We start from the raw sequence: 19,733 nt of genomic DNA on the forward strand, positions 1-19,733 counted from the left end.
GCGTCTGGACCGAGGAGTTGGGAAGTCGGTGTCCGAACCCGCCGTCCGGACACGCTGTCCGAACCCGCGGTCTGCCCTGCCGCGGCTCGTCGCCGCGGAGTAGGTTGCGCAGTGTGACGGAGGCGACGTACGACTACGTGGTGGTGGGGTCCGGCAGCGCCGGCGCGGTCCTCGCGGCGCGTCTCACCGAGGATCCCGGCGTCACCGTGCTGCTGCTCGAGGCGGGCGGTGACTCCGACGCCGACGAGGTCAACATCCCGGCGGCCTTCGCGTCCCTGTTCAAGACCAAGTGGGACTGGAACTACTCCACGACCGGGCAGAAGCAGCTCCACGGCCGGCGGGCCTACTGGCCGCGGATGAAGGCGCTCGGCGGCTGCTCGGCGATGAACGCGATGATCTACATCCGCGGCAACCGCGCCGACTACGACACCTGGCGCGACCAGTACGGCGCGACCGGCTGGGGCTTCGACGACGTGCTGCCGTTCTTCGTCAGGGCCGAGCACAACACCCGCTTCGGGGCTCCGCTGCACGGTCAGGACGGCCCGCTCTGGGTCGAGGACCGGCGCTGGACCCACGAGCTGACCACGGCGTACGTCGAGAGCGCGGTCAGCGACGGCGTCAAGCGCAACGACGACTTCAACGGCGTCGAGCAGGAGGGTGCCGGCCTCTACCAGGTCACGTGCCGCAAGGGTCGACGGTGGTCGACGTACGAGGCGTACCTGCGGCCGGCGCAGGCACGGGAGAACCTGACGATCACGACGTTCGCGCTGGCGACGCGGATCGAGCTGGACGGCGACCGGGCCACCGGGGTGACCTTCCGCCAGGGCGGCCGCGAGCACACGGTCTCGGCGCGGCGTGAGGTGCTGCTCTGCGGTGGTGCGATCAACAGCCCGCAGCTCCTGATGCTCTCGGGGATCGGCCCGGCCACGCACCTGCGTGAGCACGCGATCGACGTCCGCGTCGACCTGCCCGGCGTCGGAGCCAACCTGCAGGACCATCCCGTCGTGCCGATGATCTGGCACACGACCGGCACCACCGACCTGGCCGACTTCAACAACGTCCGCGGCCTGCTGCGCTGGATGGCGCGGGGGAGCGGGCCGCTGACCTCGAACGTCGGCGAGGGCGGGGCGTTCTTCCGGTCGCGCGAGGGGCTGTCCGCCCCGGACGTCCAGATCCACGTCGCGCCGTCGGGCTTCTACGACAACGGCTTCCACGAGCCGACGTCGCGGATGTTCACCGCGGGCGTCACGCTGGTCTCGGTCGCGAGCAGGGGGTCCCTGCGGCTGCGGTCCGCCGACCCGGCCATCCACCCGGCGATCGACCCGGCGTACTTCGACGACCAGGTCGACCTGGACGCGATGCTGGCCGGCATGCGCCGCACCTGGGACACCTGCCGGCAGGGTCCGCTCGCGCGCTTCCTCGACCGGCCGTGGGAGCTGCCGGCGGAGCCGACCGACGACGACCTGCTCGAGCACGTGCGTCGCCGCGCGCAGACCCTCTTCCACCCGGTCGCCACCTGCGCGATGGGGACCGGGGAGGACGCCGTGGTCGACCCGTCGCTCGCCGTGCGCGGAGTCACCGGCCTGCGCGTCGTCGACGCGTCCGTCATGCCTGTCGTTCCCCGGGGGAACACCAACGCACCGACCATCATGATCGCCGAGAAGGCGGCCGACGAGATCAGGAAGAGCTCATGACCCTCACCGACAACGCCCCCGACCAGGGTGCCGTCGCCCGCCCGGCGACCTTCGACTCCCTCAACCCGCGCACCGGCGACGTCGCGGGCACCTACCCGGTGCACGGTGAGGCCGACGTGCGCGCAGCCGTCGCCCGTGCGCGTGAGGCATCGGCGTGGTGGGGCTCTCTCTCGTTCGACGAGCGCGAGGACCGGTTGACCACGTGGAAGGGCGTGGTCACGCGCCGGATCGCGCAGCTGGCCGACGTGATGCACCAGGAGACCGGCAAGCCGCACGGCGACGCGATGCTCGAGTGCGCACTGGCGATCGACCACCTCGCCTGGGCGGCCAAGCACGCCGGCAAGGTGCTCAAGCGGCACAAGGTGCCGAGCGGACTCGTGATGGCGAACCAGAAGGCCACCGTCGAGTACCGCCCGCTCGGTGTCATCGGTGTGATCGGCCCGTGGAACTACCCGGTGTTCACGCCGATGGGCTCGATCGCCTACGCCCTCGCCGCGGGCAACGCCGTGGTGTTCAAGCCCAGCGAGTACACCCCGGGCGTGGGCGTCTGGCTCGCGGACACGTTCCACGAGGTGATCGACCAGCCCGTCCTCCAGGTGGTCACGGGGCTCGGCGACACCGGCGCGGCGCTGTGCCGGGCCGGGGTCGACAAGATCGCCTTCACCGGGTCGACCGGCACCGGCAAGAAGGTGATGGCTGCTGCCGCGGAGTCGCTGACCCCGGTGCTGATCGAGGCCGGCGGCAAGGACGCGCTGATCGTCGACGAGGACGCCGACCTCGACGCGGCCGTCGACGGTGCCCTGTGGGGCGCGTGTGCCAACGCCGGCCAGACCTGCGCGGGCGTCGAGCGGGTCTACGTGCACGAGCGGGTGTACGACGAGTTCCTGTCCAAGGTCGTGGCTGCGGCCCAGGAGATCGACGCGACCGACGACCCGCAGGCGAAGATCGGCCCGATCACGATGCCCGGCCAGCTCGACATCATCCGCCGGCACATCGACGACGCGATCACGAAGGGCGGTCGGGCGCTCGTCGGCGGGCCTGAGGCGGTGGGCGAGCGGTTCGTCCAGCCGACGATCCTCGTCGACGTGCCCCAGGACTCCTCCGCCTGGACCGAGGAGACCTTCGGTCCCACCATGACGGTCGCCAAGGTCAAGGACATGGACGAGGCGGTCGCGCTGACGAACGACTCGCGCTACGCGCTCGGGTCCGCAGTGTTCTCGAAGTCCCGGGGCATGAAGATCGCCGAGCGGCTCCGGGTCGGGATGACCTCGATCAACGGCGTGATCACGTTCGCCGGCGTGCCCTCGCTCCCGTTCGGGGGCATCGGGGACTCCGGGTTCGGCCGGATCCACGGTCCCGACGGACTCAAGGAGTTCACCTACGCCCACGCGATCGCGCGCCAGCGGATGAAGCCACTGCTCGCCCTCACCACGTTCAAGCGGACCGAGAAGGCCGAGCAGCAGCTGGGCAAGATGATCACGATGTTGCACGGGCGTGGATCGACGCTTCCCAAGTAGGCCGCATCCCGGCCCGTACGTCGACCTGGTCGTCGCGCGGGGCCGGACCTCCGTGCGGGCTCGCCTGGCCCGGCTGCGCTCGAAGTCCTGGCAGGTGGGTCAGTGTGCCGTGGCGGCCGGCGCCGCGTGGTTCATCGCGGCAGACGTGTTCGGGCACCGCACGCCGTTCTTCGCCCCGATCGCGGCGGTGGTGAGCCTCGGCACCAGCTACGGTCAGCGGCTGCGCCGGGTCGCCGAGGTGACCCTCGGGGTCGCGATCGGGGTCTTCCTCGGTGATCTCTTCACCCAGCTGGTCGGCTCGGGAGGGTGGCAGGTCGCTGTCATCGTCGGTCTCGCGATGACCTCGGCGCTCCTCCTCGACGCAGGCGCGATCTTCGTGACCCAGGCGGCGGTGCAGAGCATCGTCGTGAGCACGTTGCTTCCCGACCCCGGGCAGGCGTTCCTGCGGTGGTCGGACGCGGTGATCGGCGGCGGGGTGGCACTGCTCGCCGCGGCCGTCGTACCGGCCGCGCCGCTGCGCCGTCCGCGGGAGCAGGCCGCGGTGGTCGTCCGGCGGATCTCGGCGCTGCTGCGGGCGAGCGCGGAGAGCATCGAGGACGGCGACGTCGACCGGGCGATGCGAACGCTCGCCGACGCCCGGACCACCGACGGCCTGGTCGCCGAGCTGCGCGCGGCCGCCGACGAAGGGCTCTCGGTGGTGGCGTCGTCACCCTTCCGGCGGAGCCACCGCGGCGGCCTGCGCCGGCTCACCGACCTCGTCGAGCCGCTGGACTTCGCGCTGCGCAACACCCGCGTGCTGGCCCGTCGGGTCGCGGTCGCGAACTACCGCGACGAGCCGATTCCGCGCGAGTACGCCGGGTTCCTCCGTGACCTGTCCGACGTCACCGACGGCATCGCGGAGGAGCTGAAGGCCGACCGGATGGCCAGCGGCGCTCGCGACCGGCTGTCCGCCCTCGCGCACGCCTCCAGCGAGCTGCCGCGCACTCCGGTGCTCTCGGCGGAGGTGGTGCTGGCCCAGATGCGCTCGATCCTCGCCGACCTGCTCGCGGTGACCGGGCTCGACCCGCTCGCCGCGACCGATCAGATCCCGCCGCTGGCGACCTCCTGAGGACGGGCGGGCTCTCGAGCCGCCGTCCGCCTCGGGTTTCGAGCCGCCGTCGCTCAGAGCTCCCGGACGACGGAGTCCACGACTGCGACCAGGTCGCCGGCGTTGGCCTCGGCGACCGACCGCTGCCGCTGGTACGACGCGCCGCGGCGCGGGATCTCCCGGACCAGCGCGAGGTCGTCGACGCAGCGCAGCCGCTCGGCCACCGGCTGCAGCCGGTCGAGCAGGTCCTCGAGGTCGTCGAGCAGCAGTCGCTCGTTGGAGTCGGCGTCGAGGATGATCCAGGCGTCGAGTCCGTAGCGGGCCGCCCGCCACTTGTTCTCCTGCACGTGCCACGGCGGCATCGTCGGGAGCGTCTCGCCGCGGTCGAGCCGGTCGGCCAGGTCGACGACCAGGCAGTGGGTCAGCGCCACCAGCGCGCGCAGCTCCCACAGCGTCGGCACACCGTCGCAGATGCGCACCTCGACGGTGCCGGTGCGGGGCGCCGGCCGGACGTCCCAGCGGATCTCGTCGATCACCTCGATCACGCCGGTCTTCAGCAGGTCGTCGGCGTAGTGCTCGAACTCCGCCCACGTGTCGAACTGGAACGGCAGGCCCGCGGTCGGCAGCTGCTGGAACATCATCGCCCGGTTGCTCGCGTAGCCGGTGTCCGTGCCCGCCCAGATCGGGGACGAGGCCGACAGCGCCTGGAGGTGCGGGTACCAGTTCAGCAGCGCGCTGACGATCGGGATCACCTGGTCCCGGCGTACGCCGACGTGGACGTGCACGCCCCAGATCAGCATCTGCCGACCCCACCACTGGGTGCGGGCGATCAGCTCCTCGTAGCGGTGGCCCTCGGTGAGCAGCTGGTGCGACCAGGCGGCGAAGGGGTGCGTGCCGGCGCTGTACAGGTCGACACCGAGCTCGTCGGCGAGCGGCCGCACCTTGGCGATCATCTCGGCGAGCTCACTCATCGCGTCGTCGACGGTCGTGCAGATCCCGGTGGTGAGCTCGACGGTGTTGCGGAGCAGCTCCTTGTGCAGGCGCGGCTCGGCGCCGTGTCGGGCCTTCACCAGGTCGAACAGCTCCGAGGCCGCGTTGACAAGGTCGCGGCTGACCTTGTCGACGAGGGCGAACTCCCATTCCACCCCGAGCGTCGGCGCGGGCGAGTCGGGGAAGTCGATGGCCACACGGCGATCGTTCCACACGGGGGACGCGTCGTGTGGCCATCGAGTGCCGCTATGCCGGCACGGATGCGTGCGACCGGTCGGCGAGGTCGCGGGTGGTCGGGGTCCGGCCCAGCTCCGCGGCGAGCGCCCAGAACGCGGCCGCGAGCAGCAGCACCGAGAGGTACGACGCGTACCCGCTGATCGACGACCCGACGAACTCGACCACCAGGAACGCCCACACGGCGGGGCCGACCCACACCGGGCCGGTGCGGGTCCGGAAGAGGCCGATGCCGAGGAGCAGCAGGCCCAGCACCGTGCCGGCCAGCCCGACGACGGAGAAGAGCATCACCGGCGAGCCCTGGATCGTGGTCATCAGGTCCGCGTACACGTCGCGGTGGGCCTCGTCGTTCGCCATCGCGACGTACACGAGCGACGTTCCTCCGAAGACCGTGTGGCCGAAGCAGCCCAGGACACCGAGGGCCGTGCCCCATGCCGAGAGCCGCGGCGCACGAGGCAGGAGGAGCCGCCCGATCGCGAGCACGGAGACCAGGATCGGCAGCTGGCTGACGAGGAAGGCGGCCGCGGACACCGCCGCCAGGGGCGAGTCGGCGAGCGCGGCGAGCTGGTCGCGCGGCGAGCCGCCGAGGTCGGGCTGCAGGATCACCGAGACGCCGGCCAGGACCGGTCCGAGGACCAGTGAGGAGCGGGCGGCGAGCAGACGGGCACGGGTGTCGGGGTACATCGAGGTCCTCCTGTGGTCGAGACCCGGCACGTCCGGGCCGGCTCCAGAGGACCGCGCGGCACCGCCTCGCGGCATCGGCCCGAGGTGGTCGAAGGTGTCAACTTCCGATGACTGCGGGATCGTCACCCGGCGATCTAGGGTGCGGGTGTGCTCGACAGGGCAGCACTCCGTACCCGGCCGACCCGCACCGAGATGGTGCTGGCAGGCGGCGTCGTCGTGCTCGGGACCGGTGAGGTCTGGGTCCCGTTCAGCTCGCGGCAGGGGTCCGGCTCGGGGATCGCGGCGACCGTGGGTGTCGTCCTCGTGGCGGTCGCCCTGCTCTGGAGCCGGCGCGAGCCCCTGCTCGCGGTGCTCGGCTTCCCCGTGGTGTGGGGGCTGGTCGGTCTCCTGTCCCCGACGTACCTGCTCTTCTACGGGGCGATGGTGCCGCTGGAGATCGCGGTGTTCATGGCGGCACGGTTCGGTCGCGGGCGCACGCCGCTGTACGCCGCCGCCGTCGCCGCCGCGTCCCTGCTGGGGCTGGACCTGTTCGTCAGCCTCATGCAGGACCCGGGGGAGATCACCTTCCACTGGACCGTGACCGCGCTGGTGTGGAGCGCGGGTTTCGGCCTGCGGACGCTGGAGCGGCGGGCGCACGCATCGATGAGGAGGGCGATCGACGCCGAGGTGGGAGCGGCCGAGCTGGCGATGCGAGCGGTGGTCGACGAGCGCGCCCGGATCGCCCGAGAGCTCCACGACATCGTGGCGCACTCGGTCAGCTCGATGGTCGTGCAGGCCGGTGCTGCCGAGGCCGCTGCCGACGACGCGGACTACGTGCGGAGCACGCTGGCGAGCATCCGCTCGACCGGGAACGACGCGCTCGCGGAGATGCGTCGCCTCGTCTCGGTGCTCCGGGTGACGGACGACGCTCCGCTCGCCCCGCAGCCACGCCTGGCGGCGCTGCCGGCGCTCGTCGAGCGCACCACCGCCGAAGGGACGCCGACCCGCCTGAAGGTGAGCGGCGAAGCCGGCGAGCTGCCCGCGGGGGTGGACCTTGCGCTCTACCGGATCGTCCAGGAGGCCCTCACCAACGTGCGTCGTCATGCGCGCGCCAGTCGCTGCGAGGTCTGCCTGCACTACGGCCCCGACGCGGTCAGCGTCGAGGTCGTGGACGACGGCCCCGGGGGAGCCGACGACACCAGTGGCTCAGGGCACGGGCTGATCGGCATGCGCGAGCGAGCCGATCTGTACGGCGGGGAGCTGGTCGCCGGGCCGATGCCCTCGGGAGGCTTCGCCGTGCGGGCGACCCTGCCGCTGTCCCCGACGAGCGGACGGTGAACCGCCGGTGAGCCTCCGTGTGCTCGTGGTCGACGACCAGGAGCTGGTGCGCGCCGGGTTCCGGATGATCCTCGAGCGCAGCGGACTGGAGGTCGTGGCCGAGGCAGCCGACGGCGTGGAGGCCGTGCGTCTCGCCCACGACCTCGCCCCCGACGTGGTGCTCATGGACGTGCGGATGCCGCGGATGGACGGCATCGAGGCGACCCGCCAGATCGTCGCCCGACGACCGGAGACGCGGGTCGTCGCGCTGACGACGTTCGACCTCGACGAGTACGTCTACGAGGCGGTGCGGGCCGGCGCCAGCGGGTTCCTGCTCAAGGACATCTCGCCCGCCGACCTCGTGCACGCGGTCGGCGTCGTCGCGCGAGGCGATGCCCTCCTGGCCCCCGCCCTGACGCGTCGGTTGCTCGACCGGTACGTCGCCCGGCCGCTGCCGGGCTCCCGGCCCGACCCGCTGGCCGCGGCGACGGACCGCGAGGTCGACGTGCTGCGCCTGGTCGCGCAGGGCCGCTCCAACGGGGAGATCGCGGGCGAGCTGTTCCTGAGCGAGGCGACCGTCAAGACGTACGTCTCGCGGCTGCTGACCAAGCTCGACCTGCGCGACCGGGTGCAGCTGACCGTGCTCGCGTACCGGTGCGGGCTCGTCGCGCCGGAGGACGGAGCCGCGGGTCACTAGGCTCGTGGAATGCACCCGCCGACGTGGCTCACGGCGTTCCTCGACCTCCCGGCCGACGAGTTCGACGCGGCCGTCGCGTTCTGGCAGGCGGTGACCGGCTACTCGCTGTCGGCGTACCGCGGCGAGCGCGAGGAGTTCGCGACGCTGCTTCCCGCGGCGGGCGACGCCTTCCTGCGCGTGCAGAGCGTCGAGTCCGGGCCGGCGGGCGTGCACCTCGACCTGCATGCCCCGGACCAGGTGTTCGAGGTACGCCGGTCGCCCGGCGGCCTTGCGTACTGCCTCGTGTCCGGCACGGAGTCCGAGCGGCCCGCGCCGACCACCTGGGAGGACGGCAACCGCTCGCAGGTCGACCAGGTGTGCATCGACATCCCGCCGGCGCTCTGGGACGACGAGTGCGCGTTCTGGGCGTCGGCGACCGGCTGGGAGCTGGTCCAGGGTGGCCGGCCGGAGTTCCGGAGGCTGCGGCGGCCGGCCCGTCAGCCGCTGAACATCCTGCTGCAGCGGCTCGACGAGCCGGACGGCCCGGTGCGGGCCCATCTCGACCTGTCGGCCGACGACCGCGCGGCGGAGGTGCGCCGGCACGAACGGCTCGGCGCGCAGGTCGATCGGGTCCACGAGGGCTGGACGGTGATGCGGCCGCCCGCCGGTCCGGTCTACTGCGTCACCGGTCGCGTGCCGTCGGCCGACCCGACCTGAGCCGCGCTATCCAGTCGAGGTGCACGCCGGCGAACGGTCCGGTCAGGTCGGTGACCGCCTGGAGCACCTGCGCACAGCTCGCCTCGGCCGCGGCGATCACGTCGGCGGGGTAGCCGAGCGAGTGCTGGTGCTCGGCGAACTCGTCCTCGTCGTCGACCCACACTCGTCCGTCGGGATCGCGGATCACGTCCAGGTCGAGGTCGACCGTGCGCACGGACGCGTCCGCCTCCGACCACGTCGACGGTGTGCTGATGTCCACGTAGACGTCGACCGGCCGGTCGGCGTCGTCGCCGTACATCGTCGCCACCCACCAGGCGTCGTGGGGAACCAGCACGACGTGGTCGCACCAGGCATGGAAGCCGCGCTCGGGCCGGGAGAGCCACGTGCCGGCCGGTACGCCGACCCAGTGCCCGTGCCCGTCGACCCCGAGCCGCACCGCGTCGAACTCCCAGTGCGGAAGGTCGGGCCACTTGCGGGTCAGCACGCGCACGGTGCGCCGGTCGGTCACGCCGCAACGATACGGACGCAGGAGGGGGCCCTCATCGGTGCACCTCCGGAGACGTCCCACCCGAGCGGAGCCGCTCGAGGATCGCGTCCGGCAGGAGCGCCCGCGCCAGCGCCAGCCGCCGAGGAGCAGAGGTCATCGCGAGGAAGACGACGTCGCCGTGGACGTCCACGGCGCGGACCTCGTCGAACCGGATGTCCCGGGTCCAGCGCGCGGTCCGCGAGACGAGCCGGTCGTCGAGCGTCTCGATGCTCGCGACCGATCCGCTCGGCGTCGCGCGTGCCATGGCCTCGCGCGTGCGCAGGTAGGCGACCGTCACGGCGATCAGGGCGAGTGCGGGACCCACCGCGAGCCACAGGGGCCCGGCGGCGTGCGCTGCCACGCCCGCGACCAGCAAGGCCAGACCCAGCCGCGCCCAGAACCGTGGCGAGCGGAGCGTGGCCCGGACGCTCACGGCGGCGACGTGTGCTGCCCACCCCTCGGGGACGACCAGGTCCCGCACGGGTCCGGTCGGCGCCGGGGACCAGGCGGGTGGCCTGGCGCCGGCCGCGCGTGCCTCCAGGGTCTCGACCGCCTGGTCCGGCAACAGGCTCGCCGGCAGCACCTCGACGAACGGTCGTGCCCGTACGACGACCCAGCGCGTGTGCTCGTACCGACGCACCCGACGGACGCGGTCGTAGGGAACCGTCCGTGTGCTGGCCGGACGGGTGAGCACCAAGGCGTCCTGTTCGAGCCGAACTTCCGTGACCGATCCGGTGGGGAAAAGGCGTCGCATGCGGGCGCGGCTCACGGCTCGGCCGATGATCATGCCGACCAGGCCGGCGATGACCGTCACCAATGCCATGACCACTCCCGAGAGGAGGGAGAGCAGCACGACTTCGCCCGGGTGGTACGGCAGTGATGCACGGTTGGCGCCGAGGAGAAGGGTGGACCCGAGTCCGAAGCCGACAAACGCCGTCGCACTCCAGGCGAGTGGACGGTTGACCCGCGCCATGGTGTCCCGGTCCAGGACAGTCGGCATCTGACCGTCGGAGACGTAGCGGTAGGTGACAGGCGTCCCGGGATCCGTCATCGGCCGATCGTAGGCGCGAACGATCAGCCGGTCGGGCGAATCCCGGATCGAACCGGACCCGCAGACGAGCCCGGACCCTGCGCCACCTGGGCGGCGTCGGGCTCTGGTGGTTTCGGCAGGCTCAACCATCCGGGTGGTCGAGGCCAACCACGGGGTGGTTGAGCCCAACCACGGGGTGGTCGAGCCCAACCACGGGGGTGGTTGAGCCTGCCGAAACCCTCAGACGGACTTGTGCGGGATCACCCGTCCGGCGATGCGCGCCACGACGTCCTGGTAGCGCGAGCCGGTGAACTTGGCGAAGTGGTGGATCAGGTGGGCGTCCATGCCGACCAGCTGGCGGGCCTTCCCGGCGGCGGCGGCGTCGAGGATGATGCGCGCTGCCTTGTCCGCGGGCATCCGGGCCAGCTTCTCGTCGAAGAGCCGGTCGATCGCGGTGGCGTCCTGGCCCTTGGTCTTCCGGCCGTTGCGGGCGATGCCGGTCTTGATGCCACCCGGGTGGATGCAGGTGACCGTCACCGGGTGTCCGTTGATCAGCATCTCCTCGCGGAGCGCCTCGGTGAAGCCGCGGACGGCGTACTTGGTCGCGTTGTACGCCGTCTGGCCCGGCATCGAGATCAGCCCGAAGAGCGAGGAGATGTTGACCACCGCACCGTCGCCCGACGCGATCAGGTGGGGCAGGAACTCCTTGGTGCCGTTCACGACACCGAGGAAGTTCACGCCGACGATCCAGTCGAAGTCGGTGTACTCCATGTCCTCGAAGTCGCCGGTCACCGTCACCCCGGCGTTGTTCACGATCATGTTGACCCGGCCGAACTGCTCGGCGACCGCGGTCGCGTAAGCGGCCATCGCGGCGCGGTCGGAGACGTCGAGCACGTCGCTGCGCAGCTCGCGCACGCCGGCCGCCTTGACCAGGTCGACGGTCTCGGCGAGACCCTCGGGGTTCCAGTCGGAGATCGCGACCACGGCGCCGCGCGTGGCGGCGAGGATCGCCATCTCCCGGCCCATGCCCGAGCCGGCGCCGGTGATCACGACGACCTTGTCGTCCAGGGACTTCTTCGACGCTGCGCTCATGACGCGATCTGCTCCTTGGTGGCGGGGGCGTCGGACGCGGTCGTCACGACGTACTTCTCGAGGTCGAAGCGGCGCAGCAGCGCGCGGAAGGCGAACGTCGAGCGCGGCCACAGCGTGGTGTTGCGGCCGTGCTCGTCGAGGTACCAGCTGGCGCAGCCTCCGGTGCTCCAGACCGTACGCCGCATCCGCCGCTGCAGATCGGCGTTCCAGGCTGCCTGCGCCTGCGGGGTGGGCTCCACCGCGACGATGTCGCGCTGCTTCATCTGCTCGAGCGCCGAGAGGATGTAGGCGATCTGGCTCTCGATGATGAACACCATGCTCGAGTGGCCGAGCCCGGTGTTGGCGCCGACGATCTGGAAGAGGTTCGGGAAGCCCGCCGTCGTGGTGCCCTTGTACGACGCCATGCCGTGCTCGGCCCACACGTCGGCAAGGGTCCGGCCGTCGCGACCCTTGACGTGGTGGGCGATCGGCTGGTCGGTCGTGTAGAAGCCGGTGGCCACGATCAGGCAGTCGATCTCGCGCTCCGTGCCGTCCGCGGTCACGACGCCGGTGGGCGTGACCTCGACGATGCCGTCGGTGACCAGGTCCACGTTGTCGCGGTCGAGGGCGGGGTAGTACGTGTTCGAGATCAGGATCCGCTTGCACCCGATCTGGTAGTGCGGCGTGACCGCCTCGCGCAGCGCGGGGTCGGAGATGCCCTTGGCGATGTTCGCCAGGCCCATGGCCCGTGCCGGTGCGGCGAGCTTCGGCTGGAGCGTGAAGCCCGGCACGTAGGCCTCGCGACCCCAGTAGATCGCCCTGCGGTAGGCCTTCTGCACGAACGGCAGGTGGCGGAACGCCAGCCGCTCCAGCCGGGTGTAGGTGCGGTCGTTGCGGGGGATGACCCACGGCGCGGTCCGCTGGTAGACGTCGAGGTGAGCGACCTTCGGCGCGATCTCGGGCACGATCTGGATCGCCGAGGCGCCGGTGCCGATCACCGCGACCCGCTTGCCGGTGAGGTCGTAGTCGTGGTTCCAGCGCGCGGAGTGGAAGATCTCGCCGGTGAACTCCTCGATGCCCTTGATCTCCGGCAGCTTCGGCTCGGAGAGCCCGCCCGAGCCGCTGATCAGGACGTCGGCGGTCACCGTGCCGGCGCTGGTCGTCACCTGCCAGACCCGGTCCTGCTCGTCCCAGCTCGCGTCCTCGACCGTGACGCCGAACCGGAACCGGTCGAGCACGCCGGACTCCTCGGCAACCCGCTGGAGGTAGGCGTGGATCTCCGGCTGCGGCGAGAACGACCGGGACCACTCGGTGTTGGGGGCGAAGGAGAAGGAGTACAGCTGGCTCGGCACGTCGCACGCCGCGCCCGGATAGGTGTTGTCGCGCCAGGTGCCGCCGACGCTGTCACCCTTGTCGACGACCAGGAAGTCGCGCTCCCCGGCCTCGTCGAGCTTGATCGCGGCCCCGAGCCCGGCGAAGCCGGCACCGAGGACGAAGATCCGGACCCGGTCGGGGAGGGAGGGGGTCTGCGCGGCGCGCTCGCCGGCGGAGGTCGTCGTGGCCATGGGCAGAACCCTAGCCGCTGTTGAACAGACGTCAATAGCGTTGTTGACGGCAATTCAGTAATCTGGCGCACATGACCACGCCGTCGACCGGCCGGGTGCGGATGTCCCCGGAGAGCCGCCGCGAGCAGCTGCTCGATCTCGGCACGCGGCTGCTCGCCACCCGGACCCTCGACGAGGTCTCGATCGAGCTGCTCGCCGAGGAGGCCGGCATCTCGCGGGGGCTGCTGTACCACTACTTCGGCAACAAGCAGGAGTTCCACGCGGCGGTCGTGCGCCGTGCGGTCGAGGACATCTACGCGATCACGGCGCCCCGCGGCATCGAGGACCCGCTCGAGCAGCTCGCGGTCTCCCTGGGCGCGTACGTCGACTACGTCAAGGAGAACTACACCGGCTACGTCTCGCTGATCCGCGCGGCCGCCGGGGGCAACGAGGAGCTGCGCGCGATCTACCAGCAGGCACGGCGGGCGCTGACCGACCGGATCTTCGAGATCGCGGGGGCCGAGCAGCTCGCGGAGCTCGGCGTGGTCGACTCCGCCGCCACCCGCCTGCTGGTCGACGGGTGGGCGGCGTTGGTCGAGAACGTCGTGGTCGCCTGGGTCGAGGACCCCGCCGGCCTGTCGCGCGACGAGCTCCTCCAGCGGCTCGCGCTCGTGCTGCCGGCGATCGTCACCCGCTGACCGCAGCGGGTTTCGACCCGCCCCTCGCAACGTCGCGGCTCGGGTTTCGACCCGCCCTTGCGGGTTCGCGACCTCCCTTCGAGGCTCGCTGCGCTCGCACCTCAGGACGAGCACCCAGGCTCGCTCTACCTCCTCGCGTCGCGACCTTGCTCGTGCCTCGCAGTGTCGCGGCTCGGACGGACGAAGATCCACGCCTTCATCGCCACGAACCGCAGCACGGTGACGAGCAGGTTGGCGCCGGTCAGGGCGACCACCTCCAGCGTGGGGTGGGTCCGCGGCATCGCCCACAGCACCGCGCTGGTGAAGCCGAGGCCGAGCGCGAAGACCGCCAAGCCCTGGAGCTGGTGGCGCAGGCGGCCCTCGGGGCCCTGGACGCCGAAGCTCCACCGGCGGTTGGCCGCGGTGTTCGCCACGGCCGTCAACAGGAGCGCCAGCAGGTTGGCCTCCATCGCGCCGGTGACCTGGCGCAGGCCGAGGTAGAGCGCGGCGTACGCGATCGTGGAGAGCACGCCGACCACGAGGAACATCGCGACCTGGAGGCCGAGGCGGCCGGTGCCGGCCTCGGCCGAGACCCGGCCGAGGCGCTCGCCGACCTCGCGCAGCGGCAGCCGGCCTCGGGCGAGGCTCGCGCCGAGGCGCACGACGCCGCGCAGGTCGTCCAGGGCCGTGCGGACGATGTCGACCCGGCTGTCGGGGTCGTCGACCCAGTCGACCGGCACCTCGTGGATCCGGAGGCCGGCGCGCTCGGCCACCGTGAGCAGCTCGGTGTCGAAGAACCACTGCTGGTCGTGCACCAGGGGCAGCAGCTCGCGTGCGGCGTCGCGCCGGATCGCCTTGAAGCCGCACTGGGCGTCGCTGAAGCCGACCCGCAGCGTCCGGCGCAGGATGAGGTTGTAGCTGCGCGAGATGAGCTCCCGCTTCAGCCCGCGCTGCACCCGCGACGAGCCGGCCAGGCGCGACCCGATCGCGAGGTCGGAGTGCCCGCTGATCAGCGGAGCCACCAGCGGCAGCAGGGCGTCGAGGTCGGTGGAGAGGTCGACGTCCATGTAGACCAGCACGTCGCTGCCCGACCGGCCCCACGCCTGCTTGAGCGCGCGTCCGCGGCCCTTCTCGGCGAGGTGCTCGACGCGGACCTCGGGGTGCTCGTGGCTGAGCCGGCGGGCGATCACCGAGGTCTGGTCGGTCGACGCGTTGTCCGCGATCGTCACCCGGTAGGTCCACGGGAGCCGGTCGAGGGCGTCCAGCACCCGGCGTACCGAGGCGGCGAGCTGGGCCTCCTCGTTGTGCACCGGGATCACCACGTCGATGACCGGCGGGGCGATCCCCGTGGCCGCGGCTGCCCGGGCGCCCGACGGCTCGGGCAGCGGGGTGGGGTCGGCGACGGCGCTCATGCCGCACCTCCGGAGAGGTCGTAGAGCGTGACGCCACCGACGGTCTGCGCTGTGAAGTTCGCCTCGACCCACGCGGTGATCGCCGAGCTGGTGCTGCTGCCCGATCCGCCAGGACCACCCATGCCACCGCCGGCGATGAAGTAGTGGATCTTGCCCGCGCCGACGTAGGCCTGGAACTGGGCGAGGGTCGGGCTCGGGTCGGAGCCGTTGAACCCGCCGATCGCCATCACCGGGTCCTGCGTTGCGAGCTGGTAGCCGGAGGCGGTGTTCGACCCGACCGCGGCGGCCACCCAGGTGTAGGAGCCGGCGTCGGCCTTCAGGAGGGCGGTGAGCTCGCTGCTCGGGGTGCTGCCGTTGAGCAGGCCGCCGGCGGCGCCGCCACCCATGCCCTGGGGCATTCCCTGGGTGCCCTGGGTGCCCTGGGCGGTTCCGGTCGTGCCGGGCATCGCCGGTGGGGCCCCGCCCATCTGGCCGGGAGGCATGCCGCCGAACCGGCCACCCGGCCCGCCGCCCGGCATGCCCATCCGTCCGGCGGACGCCGGGCCGGCCGTGGGGATCGAGCCGGTGTGCGCGGTCCCGGCCGTGCTCAGCGAGTACGCCGCGGGGGCGGCGACCGCCGAGGCCAGGGCCGCCGCCGCGGCGACGCCGACGAGCCGTCGTGGCAACCAGGCCAGCCCGACGAGCAGGGCCGCGCCCATCAGGCCGGCGACGAGCACGGCGTACCGCAGCCAGGGCAGGTAGTCGGGCGTGCGACCGAGGACCACGAACGCGAGGAGGACCGTGGCCACGAGGGCGGCCGCCAGGCCGGCGCGGGCGACGACGTCGTCTCGTCGACGCCAGAGCAGCCAGGCACCGATGCCGACCAGGGCGGCGATCGGCGGCGCGAGGGCAACGGTGTAGTAGGCGTGGAAGATCCCGGCCATGAAGCTGAAGGTGAGGCCGGTGACCAGGAGCGTCACGCCCCAGAGGGTGGTCGCTGCCCGGATGCGTCGGTCGGAGCGGCCGAACCACAACGCTGCGCCGCCGAGGACCAGGGCCGCGGGGACCAGCCAGGCGACCTGGCCGCCGATCTCGGAGTTGAACAGCCGGCCGATGCCGGTGGCGCCCCAGCGGCCGGCCTGGCCGCCCATGCCGCCGACGGAGCCGGTCTCGTCACCGCTCAGCCTGCCGAGGCCGTTGTAGCCGAGCGTCAGCTCCAGGATCGAGTTGTTCTGCGAGCCGCCGATGTAGGGGCGGCTGCCGGCCGGCCACAGCTCGACGATCGCGACCCACCAGCCGCCGGCGAGGACCATCGCGCCGAACGCGCCGACCAGGTGCAGGACCCGCTTGCCGAACGAGGCCCGCGCGAAGAGGAGGTAGGTCAGGCCCAGGGCGGGGAGCACCAGGAACGCCTGCAGCATCTTGGCGAGGAACGCCAGGCCCACGAAGGCGCCCGCGAGCAGCAGCCACCGCAGGGGATGGCCCTTCTCGAGCCCGCTCTGATCCACGGCGCGCAGGGTGGCGCCGCTGGCCGCCACGAGGAGCAGCACGAGCATCGCGTCGGGGTTGTTGAACCGGAACATCAGCACGGCCACCGGGGTCAGCGCCATGGCGGCTCCCGCGAGGAGGCCGGCGGCGTCGGAGCCGGTGCTGCGCCGCACGATCCGGTGGAGCAGGTAGACGGTGGCCACGCCCTCGAGCGCCTGCGGCACGAGGATGCTCCAGCTGGAGAGCCCGAAGATCCGCACGGAGAGCTCCATCGGCCAGAGCGCCAGCGGTGTCTTGTCGACGGTGATCGCATTGGCGGCGTCGGAGCTGCCGAAGAAGAACGCCTTCCACGACTCCGAGCCGGCCTGCACGGCGGCGGAGTAGAAGGAGTTCCCCCAGCCGGACTGGCCGAGGCCCCAGAGGTAGAGGAGGCCGGTCGCCACCAGCAGCCCGACGAGCGCCGGACGTGCCCACGCGGGGCGGCCGAGGTCGGCCCCGACGCCTCGGCCGTCGGCCTGTTGTCCCGGTGGTGCGGCGGTACGCCGGCCGCGTCGCACGGTGCTCGCGCGGGCGCCGAGGAAGGCGAGGGGGCGGGGTGTCGAGGTCTGGGTCAGGTCCATGTCTCGACGATGTCGGGGGCCGCTGCGGGGACCGTGTGGCACGTCTGTGCGGCGTCTGTGAGGCTCGGGCGAATTCGCAACCCGGGTTGCGAATTGGCCGCTTCCCACACGGAATCCGGTGTGAGAAGCGGCGAATTCGCTACCCAAGTAGTGAATTCTGCGCGGCTCAGCGGCGCGGCAACGTGACCGTGAAGGTCGTGTCGCCCGGCGTCGAGGTCACCGCGGCCGAGCCGCCGTGGGCCTCCGCGATGGCGCTCACCAGCGACAGACCGAGGCCGGCGCCGCCGGACGCGCGGGTGCGGCTGGAGTCGCCGCGGGTGAAGCGGTCGAAGGCCTCGCCGACGAGGTCGGGCGGGAGACCGGGGCCGTCGTCGTGGACCGTGACGGTCACGTGGTCGTCGTACGCCGCGGCGCCGACCGTGACCGTCGTGCCGGTCGGGGTGTGGCTGCGGGCGTTGTTGAGCAGGTTGGTGATCACCTGATGGAGGCGGGCGTCGTCACCGACGACGGTCACCGGCTCGTCGGGCAGGGAGAGCTGCCACTTGTGGTCGGGTGCGACGACGCGGGCGTCGGCGACGGCCTCGAGCAGCAGCCGGGTCAGGTCGACCTCGGCGCGCGCCAGCGGCCGCCCGGAGTCGAGACGAGCCAGGAGCAGCAGGTCGGCCACCAGGTCGCCCATCCGGTCCGCCTCGGTCTCGACCTTGTTGAGGGCCAGCAGGAGGGCCGCTGCGTCGTCGGCCGTGTCTCCCGAGAGCTGGCGGCGGGACAGCTCGGCGTACCCGTGGATCGTGGCCAGCGGGGTGCGCAGCTCGTGCGAGGCGTCGGCGACGAACTGGCGCACCTGCTGCTCGCTGCGGTGCCGGGCGGCCAAGGCTTCGTCGATGTGGTCGAGCAGGGTGTTCAGCGCGAAGCCGACCTTGCCGACCTCGGACTGCTCGTCGGTGAGCTCTTGCGGCACGCGGGTCTCGATCGCCGTCTCGCCGGTGGAGAGCTCCTGCGTCGAGACCGCGCGGGCGGTCTCGGCCACGGCGTACAGCGGGCGCATCTGCCGGCGGACCAGGAGCGTGCCCGCAGCACCGGCGATGCCGACCCCGAGCAGGGTGAGCAGCGCGAACCAGGTCAGCATGCTGTTGATGGTGCGGTCGACGTCCGAGGTGGGCAGACCGACGACGAGCTTGGTACCGGCGCTGTCCTCGCGGAGCATGGCGCGGTAGCTCGTTCCGGAGATCTTGACCGTCTGCCCGTCCACCCCGCCGTCGAGGGCGCGGAGCGTCGTGATCGTGGATGTGGGCAGGGAGGTGACGCCCAGCCGCTCGGTGAGGACCCCGCCGACAGGGGCGACCGACGAGTCGGCCGGGATGATCACGCTGAGCGTTCCGGGGATCTGTCCCAGGGAGCGGTCCGCGCCGTCACCCGGACCGTCGGGGATCCCCCGGGCGGTGCGGTCGGCCCGTTCGAGCGCGTCGCGAACCCTCCCGTCCAGCTGGTCGGTGAGGTAGCTCCGCATCGCGATGGTCGCGCTCGCCGCGACGAGGATGCCCACCAGCGCCACCAGCGCGACCGCGGTGACCACCAGCCGCGCGGTGAGGGTGCGAGGGAGGAGGCGCTCGGGCCGAAGGTTCACGGAGCCATCGCTTCGACCGGCTTGAGCACGTAGCCCGCCCCGCGCATGGTGTGGATCATCGGCTCCCGGCCGGCGTCGATCTTCTTGCGCAGGTAGGAGATGTAGAGCTCGACCACGTTCGCCTGGCCGCCGAAGTCGTAGTTCCAGACCCGGTCGAGGATCTGCGCCTTGGACAGCACCCGCTTCGGGTTGCGCATCAGGTAGCGGAGCAGCTCGAACTCGGTGGCGGTCAGGTTGACCGGCACGCCGTCGCGCGAGACCTCGTGGCTGTCCTCGTCGAGCACGAGGTCACCGACGGTGAGGATCGAGTGCTCGGCGGTCTGCTGTGCGCCGGCGCGGCGCATCAGCGCGCGGAGCCGGGCGACGACCTCCTCCAGGGAGAACGGCTTGGTCACGTAGTCGTCCCCGCCGGCGGTCAGGCCGGCGACCCGGTCCTCGACGGCGTCGCGGGCGGTCAGGAACAGCACCGGTACGTCCGGCTGCTCGGTGCGCAGCCGGCGGAGCACCTCCATGCCGTCGAAGTCGGGCAGCATCATGTCCAGCACCACGGAGTCCGGTCCGAGCTTGCGGGCCGTGCTGACCGCCTGGCTCCCGGTCAGCGCCACCTCGACGTCCCACCCCTCGTAGCGCAGGGCCATCCTGAGGAGCTCGGCGATGTTGGGCTCGTCGTCGACGACCAGCACCCTGAGCGGGGTGCCGTCGGGGCGGGTCATCTCGGGGCCTCGACCAGGTGCGTGTGCTGCCATGTGCCCCAGCCTCGTGCACACGGTGATGGGCTGACCATGGGTTCGCTGTGAAAAGCCTGTGAGGGCCGGTCGGGGGATTTCGTGGCGACTTCACAGCGCGGTGACAGGTTCCGGGTGCACG

General features: G+C 72.0%; 17 protein-coding genes. 7 read left to right on the top strand and 10 right to left on the bottom strand.

Annotation, left to right across the window (positions count from 1 at the left end; genetic code table 11):
- Positions 1–113 precede the first annotated feature (113 nt).
- From EFL26_RS14520 to EFL26_RS14530, 3 genes are read left to right on the top strand one after another with little or no spacing between them, the layout of a single operon-like run.
- Positions 114–1,694 carry a GMC family oxidoreductase gene (locus EFL26_RS14520; protein WP_123223546.1) on the top strand — a complete coding sequence of 527 codons (1,581 nt, stop codon included), beginning with the start codon at positions 114–116 and terminating at the stop codon, positions 1,692–1,694.
- A complete protein-coding gene (locus tag EFL26_RS14525) occupies positions 1,691–3,211 on the top strand; it encodes an aldehyde dehydrogenase family protein (RefSeq protein ID WP_123223547.1) in 1,521 nt (506 codons plus the stop codon). Before EFL26_RS14520 ends, EFL26_RS14525 begins: the two co-directional genes overlap by 4 nt.
- On the top strand, positions 3,189–4,319 hold the full coding sequence (locus tag EFL26_RS14530; RefSeq protein ID WP_123223548.1) for an FUSC family protein: 1,131 nt from the start codon (positions 3,189–3,191) through the stop codon (positions 4,317–4,319). The genes EFL26_RS14525 and EFL26_RS14530 overlap by 23 nt, the downstream gene beginning before the upstream one ends.
- A 53-nt stretch (positions 4,320–4,372) precedes the next feature.
- Here EFL26_RS14530 and EFL26_RS14535 read toward each other — a convergent pair whose 3' ends face one another.
- Positions 4,373–5,485, bottom strand: a complete 1,113-nt coding sequence (locus tag EFL26_RS14535) for a glutamate--cysteine ligase (protein WP_123223549.1) — start codon at positions 5,483–5,485, stop codon at positions 4,373–4,375.
- A 49-nt stretch (positions 5,486–5,534) separates the two neighbouring features.
- Positions 5,535–6,206 (bottom strand): hypothetical protein, encoded by a 672-nt coding sequence (locus tag EFL26_RS14540; protein WP_123223550.1) that lies wholly within the window; start codon positions 6,204–6,206, stop codon positions 5,535–5,537.
- A 147-nt stretch (positions 6,207–6,353) separates the two neighbouring features.
- On the opposite strand from EFL26_RS14540, the gene EFL26_RS14545 reads away from it, so the two are divergent.
- Genes EFL26_RS14545 through EFL26_RS14555 form a run of 3 tightly spaced genes read left to right on the top strand, consistent with a single transcriptional unit; the run spans position 6,354 to position 8,895 of the window.
- The gene (locus EFL26_RS14545) at positions 6,354–7,523 is read left to right on the top strand and encodes a sensor histidine kinase (protein ID WP_148046722.1); all 1,170 of its coding nucleotides are present in this window, start codon (positions 6,354–6,356) and stop codon (positions 7,521–7,523) included.
- 7 nt (positions 7,524–7,530) lie between these two features.
- Positions 7,531–8,199, top strand: a complete 669-nt coding sequence (locus tag EFL26_RS14550) for a response regulator (protein WP_123223552.1) — start codon at positions 7,531–7,533, stop codon at positions 8,197–8,199.
- Between the two features lie 9 nt (positions 8,200–8,208).
- Positions 8,209–8,895 carry a VOC family protein gene (locus EFL26_RS14555; RefSeq protein WP_123223553.1) on the top strand — a complete coding sequence of 229 codons (687 nt, stop codon included), beginning with the start codon at positions 8,209–8,211 and terminating at the stop codon, positions 8,893–8,895.
- On the opposite strand, the gene EFL26_RS14560 is transcribed toward EFL26_RS14555, so the two are convergent.
- From EFL26_RS14560 to EFL26_RS14575, 4 genes are all read right to left on the bottom strand, one after another.
- Entirely contained in the window at positions 8,861–9,403 is a 543-nt protein-coding gene (locus EFL26_RS14560; protein WP_123223554.1) for a DUF402 domain-containing protein, read from the bottom strand. The two genes, EFL26_RS14555 and EFL26_RS14560, sit on opposite strands and share 35 nt — an antisense overlap.
- Before the next feature lie 31 nt (positions 9,404–9,434).
- Positions 9,435–10,472: a hypothetical protein gene (locus tag EFL26_RS14565; protein ID WP_123223555.1), complete on the bottom strand. Its 1,038-nt coding sequence runs from the start codon at positions 10,470–10,472 to the stop codon at positions 9,435–9,437.
- Positions 10,473–10,691: 219 nt separating this feature from the next.
- Complete coding sequence (locus tag EFL26_RS14570) at positions 10,692–11,543, bottom strand: SDR family NAD(P)-dependent oxidoreductase (RefSeq protein WP_123223556.1); 852 nt, start codon at positions 11,541–11,543, stop codon at positions 10,692–10,694.
- Positions 11,540–13,087, bottom strand: coding sequence for a flavin-containing monooxygenase (locus EFL26_RS14575; RefSeq protein ID WP_123223557.1), 1,548 nt, complete (start codon positions 13,085–13,087; stop codon positions 11,540–11,542). The genes EFL26_RS14570 and EFL26_RS14575 overlap by 4 nt, the downstream gene beginning before the upstream one ends.
- Before the next feature lie 71 nt (positions 13,088–13,158).
- Between EFL26_RS14575 and EFL26_RS14580 the strand changes: the two genes are divergently transcribed.
- Complete coding sequence (locus EFL26_RS14580; protein ID WP_123223558.1) at positions 13,159–13,764, top strand: TetR/AcrR family transcriptional regulator; 606 nt, start codon at positions 13,159–13,161, stop codon at positions 13,762–13,764.
- Positions 13,765–13,889: 125 nt separating this feature from the next.
- Here the strand turns inward: EFL26_RS14580 and EFL26_RS14585 are convergent, their stop codons facing one another.
- The 4 genes from EFL26_RS14585 to EFL26_RS14600 form a co-directional block, all read right to left on the bottom strand.
- The gene (locus tag EFL26_RS14585) at positions 13,890–15,155 is read right to left on the bottom strand and encodes a bifunctional glycosyltransferase family 2/GtrA family protein (RefSeq protein WP_123223559.1); all 1,266 of its coding nucleotides are present in this window, start codon (positions 15,153–15,155) and stop codon (positions 13,890–13,892) included.
- Positions 15,152–17,242, bottom strand: coding sequence for a mannosyltransferase YkcB-related protein (locus EFL26_RS14590; RefSeq protein WP_123223560.1), 2,091 nt, complete (start codon positions 17,240–17,242; stop codon positions 15,152–15,154). Before EFL26_RS14590 ends, EFL26_RS14585 begins: the two co-directional genes overlap by 4 nt.
- 166 nt (positions 17,243–17,408) lie before the next feature.
- Positions 17,409–18,866 carry a sensor histidine kinase gene (locus EFL26_RS14595; RefSeq protein WP_246000200.1) on the bottom strand — a complete coding sequence of 486 codons (1,458 nt, stop codon included), beginning with the start codon at positions 18,864–18,866 and terminating at the stop codon, positions 17,409–17,411.
- Positions 18,863–19,612, bottom strand: coding sequence for a response regulator transcription factor (locus EFL26_RS14600; protein ID WP_123223561.1), 750 nt, complete (start codon positions 19,610–19,612; stop codon positions 18,863–18,865). Before EFL26_RS14600 ends, EFL26_RS14595 begins: the two co-directional genes overlap by 4 nt.
- Positions 19,613–19,733: the final 121 nt, after the last annotated feature.

Origin of the sequence: Nocardioides pocheonensis (assembly GCF_003725535.1) — a bacterium.
Classification (GTDB): Bacteria; Actinomycetota; Actinomycetes; order Propionibacteriales; family Nocardioidaceae; genus Marmoricola; species Marmoricola pocheonensis.

Coding starts and splice junctions, on each gene's coding strand:
- EFL26_RS14590 (WP_123223560.1), bottom strand. CDS start 17,242: ATGGACCTGACCCAGACCTCGACACCCCGCCCCCTCGCCTTCCTCGGC.
- EFL26_RS14525 (WP_123223547.1), top strand. CDS start 1,691: ATGACCCTCACCGACAACGCCCCCGACCAGGGTGCCGTCGCCCGCCCG.
- EFL26_RS14585 (WP_123223559.1), bottom strand. CDS start 15,155: ATGAGCGCCGTCGCCGACCCCACCCCGCTGCCCGAGCCGTCGGGCGCC.
- EFL26_RS14580 (WP_123223558.1), top strand. CDS start 13,159: ATGACCACGCCGTCGACCGGCCGGGTGCGGATGTCCCCGGAGAGCCGC.
- EFL26_RS14565 (WP_123223555.1), bottom strand. CDS start 10,472: ATGACGGATCCCGGGACGCCTGTCACCTACCGCTACGTCTCCGACGGT.
- EFL26_RS14570 (WP_123223556.1), bottom strand. CDS start 11,543: ATGAGCGCAGCGTCGAAGAAGTCCCTGGACGACAAGGTCGTCGTGATC.
- EFL26_RS14555 (WP_123223553.1), top strand. CDS start 8,209: ATGCACCCGCCGACGTGGCTCACGGCGTTCCTCGACCTCCCGGCCGAC.
- EFL26_RS14575 (WP_123223557.1), bottom strand. CDS start 13,087: ATGGCCACGACGACCTCCGCCGGCGAGCGCGCCGCGCAGACCCCCTCC.
- EFL26_RS14540 (WP_123223550.1), bottom strand. CDS start 6,206: ATGTACCCCGACACCCGTGCCCGTCTGCTCGCCGCCCGCTCCTCACTG.
- EFL26_RS14600 (WP_123223561.1), bottom strand. CDS start 19,612: ATGGCAGCACACGCACCTGGTCGAGGCCCCGAGATGACCCGCCCCGAC.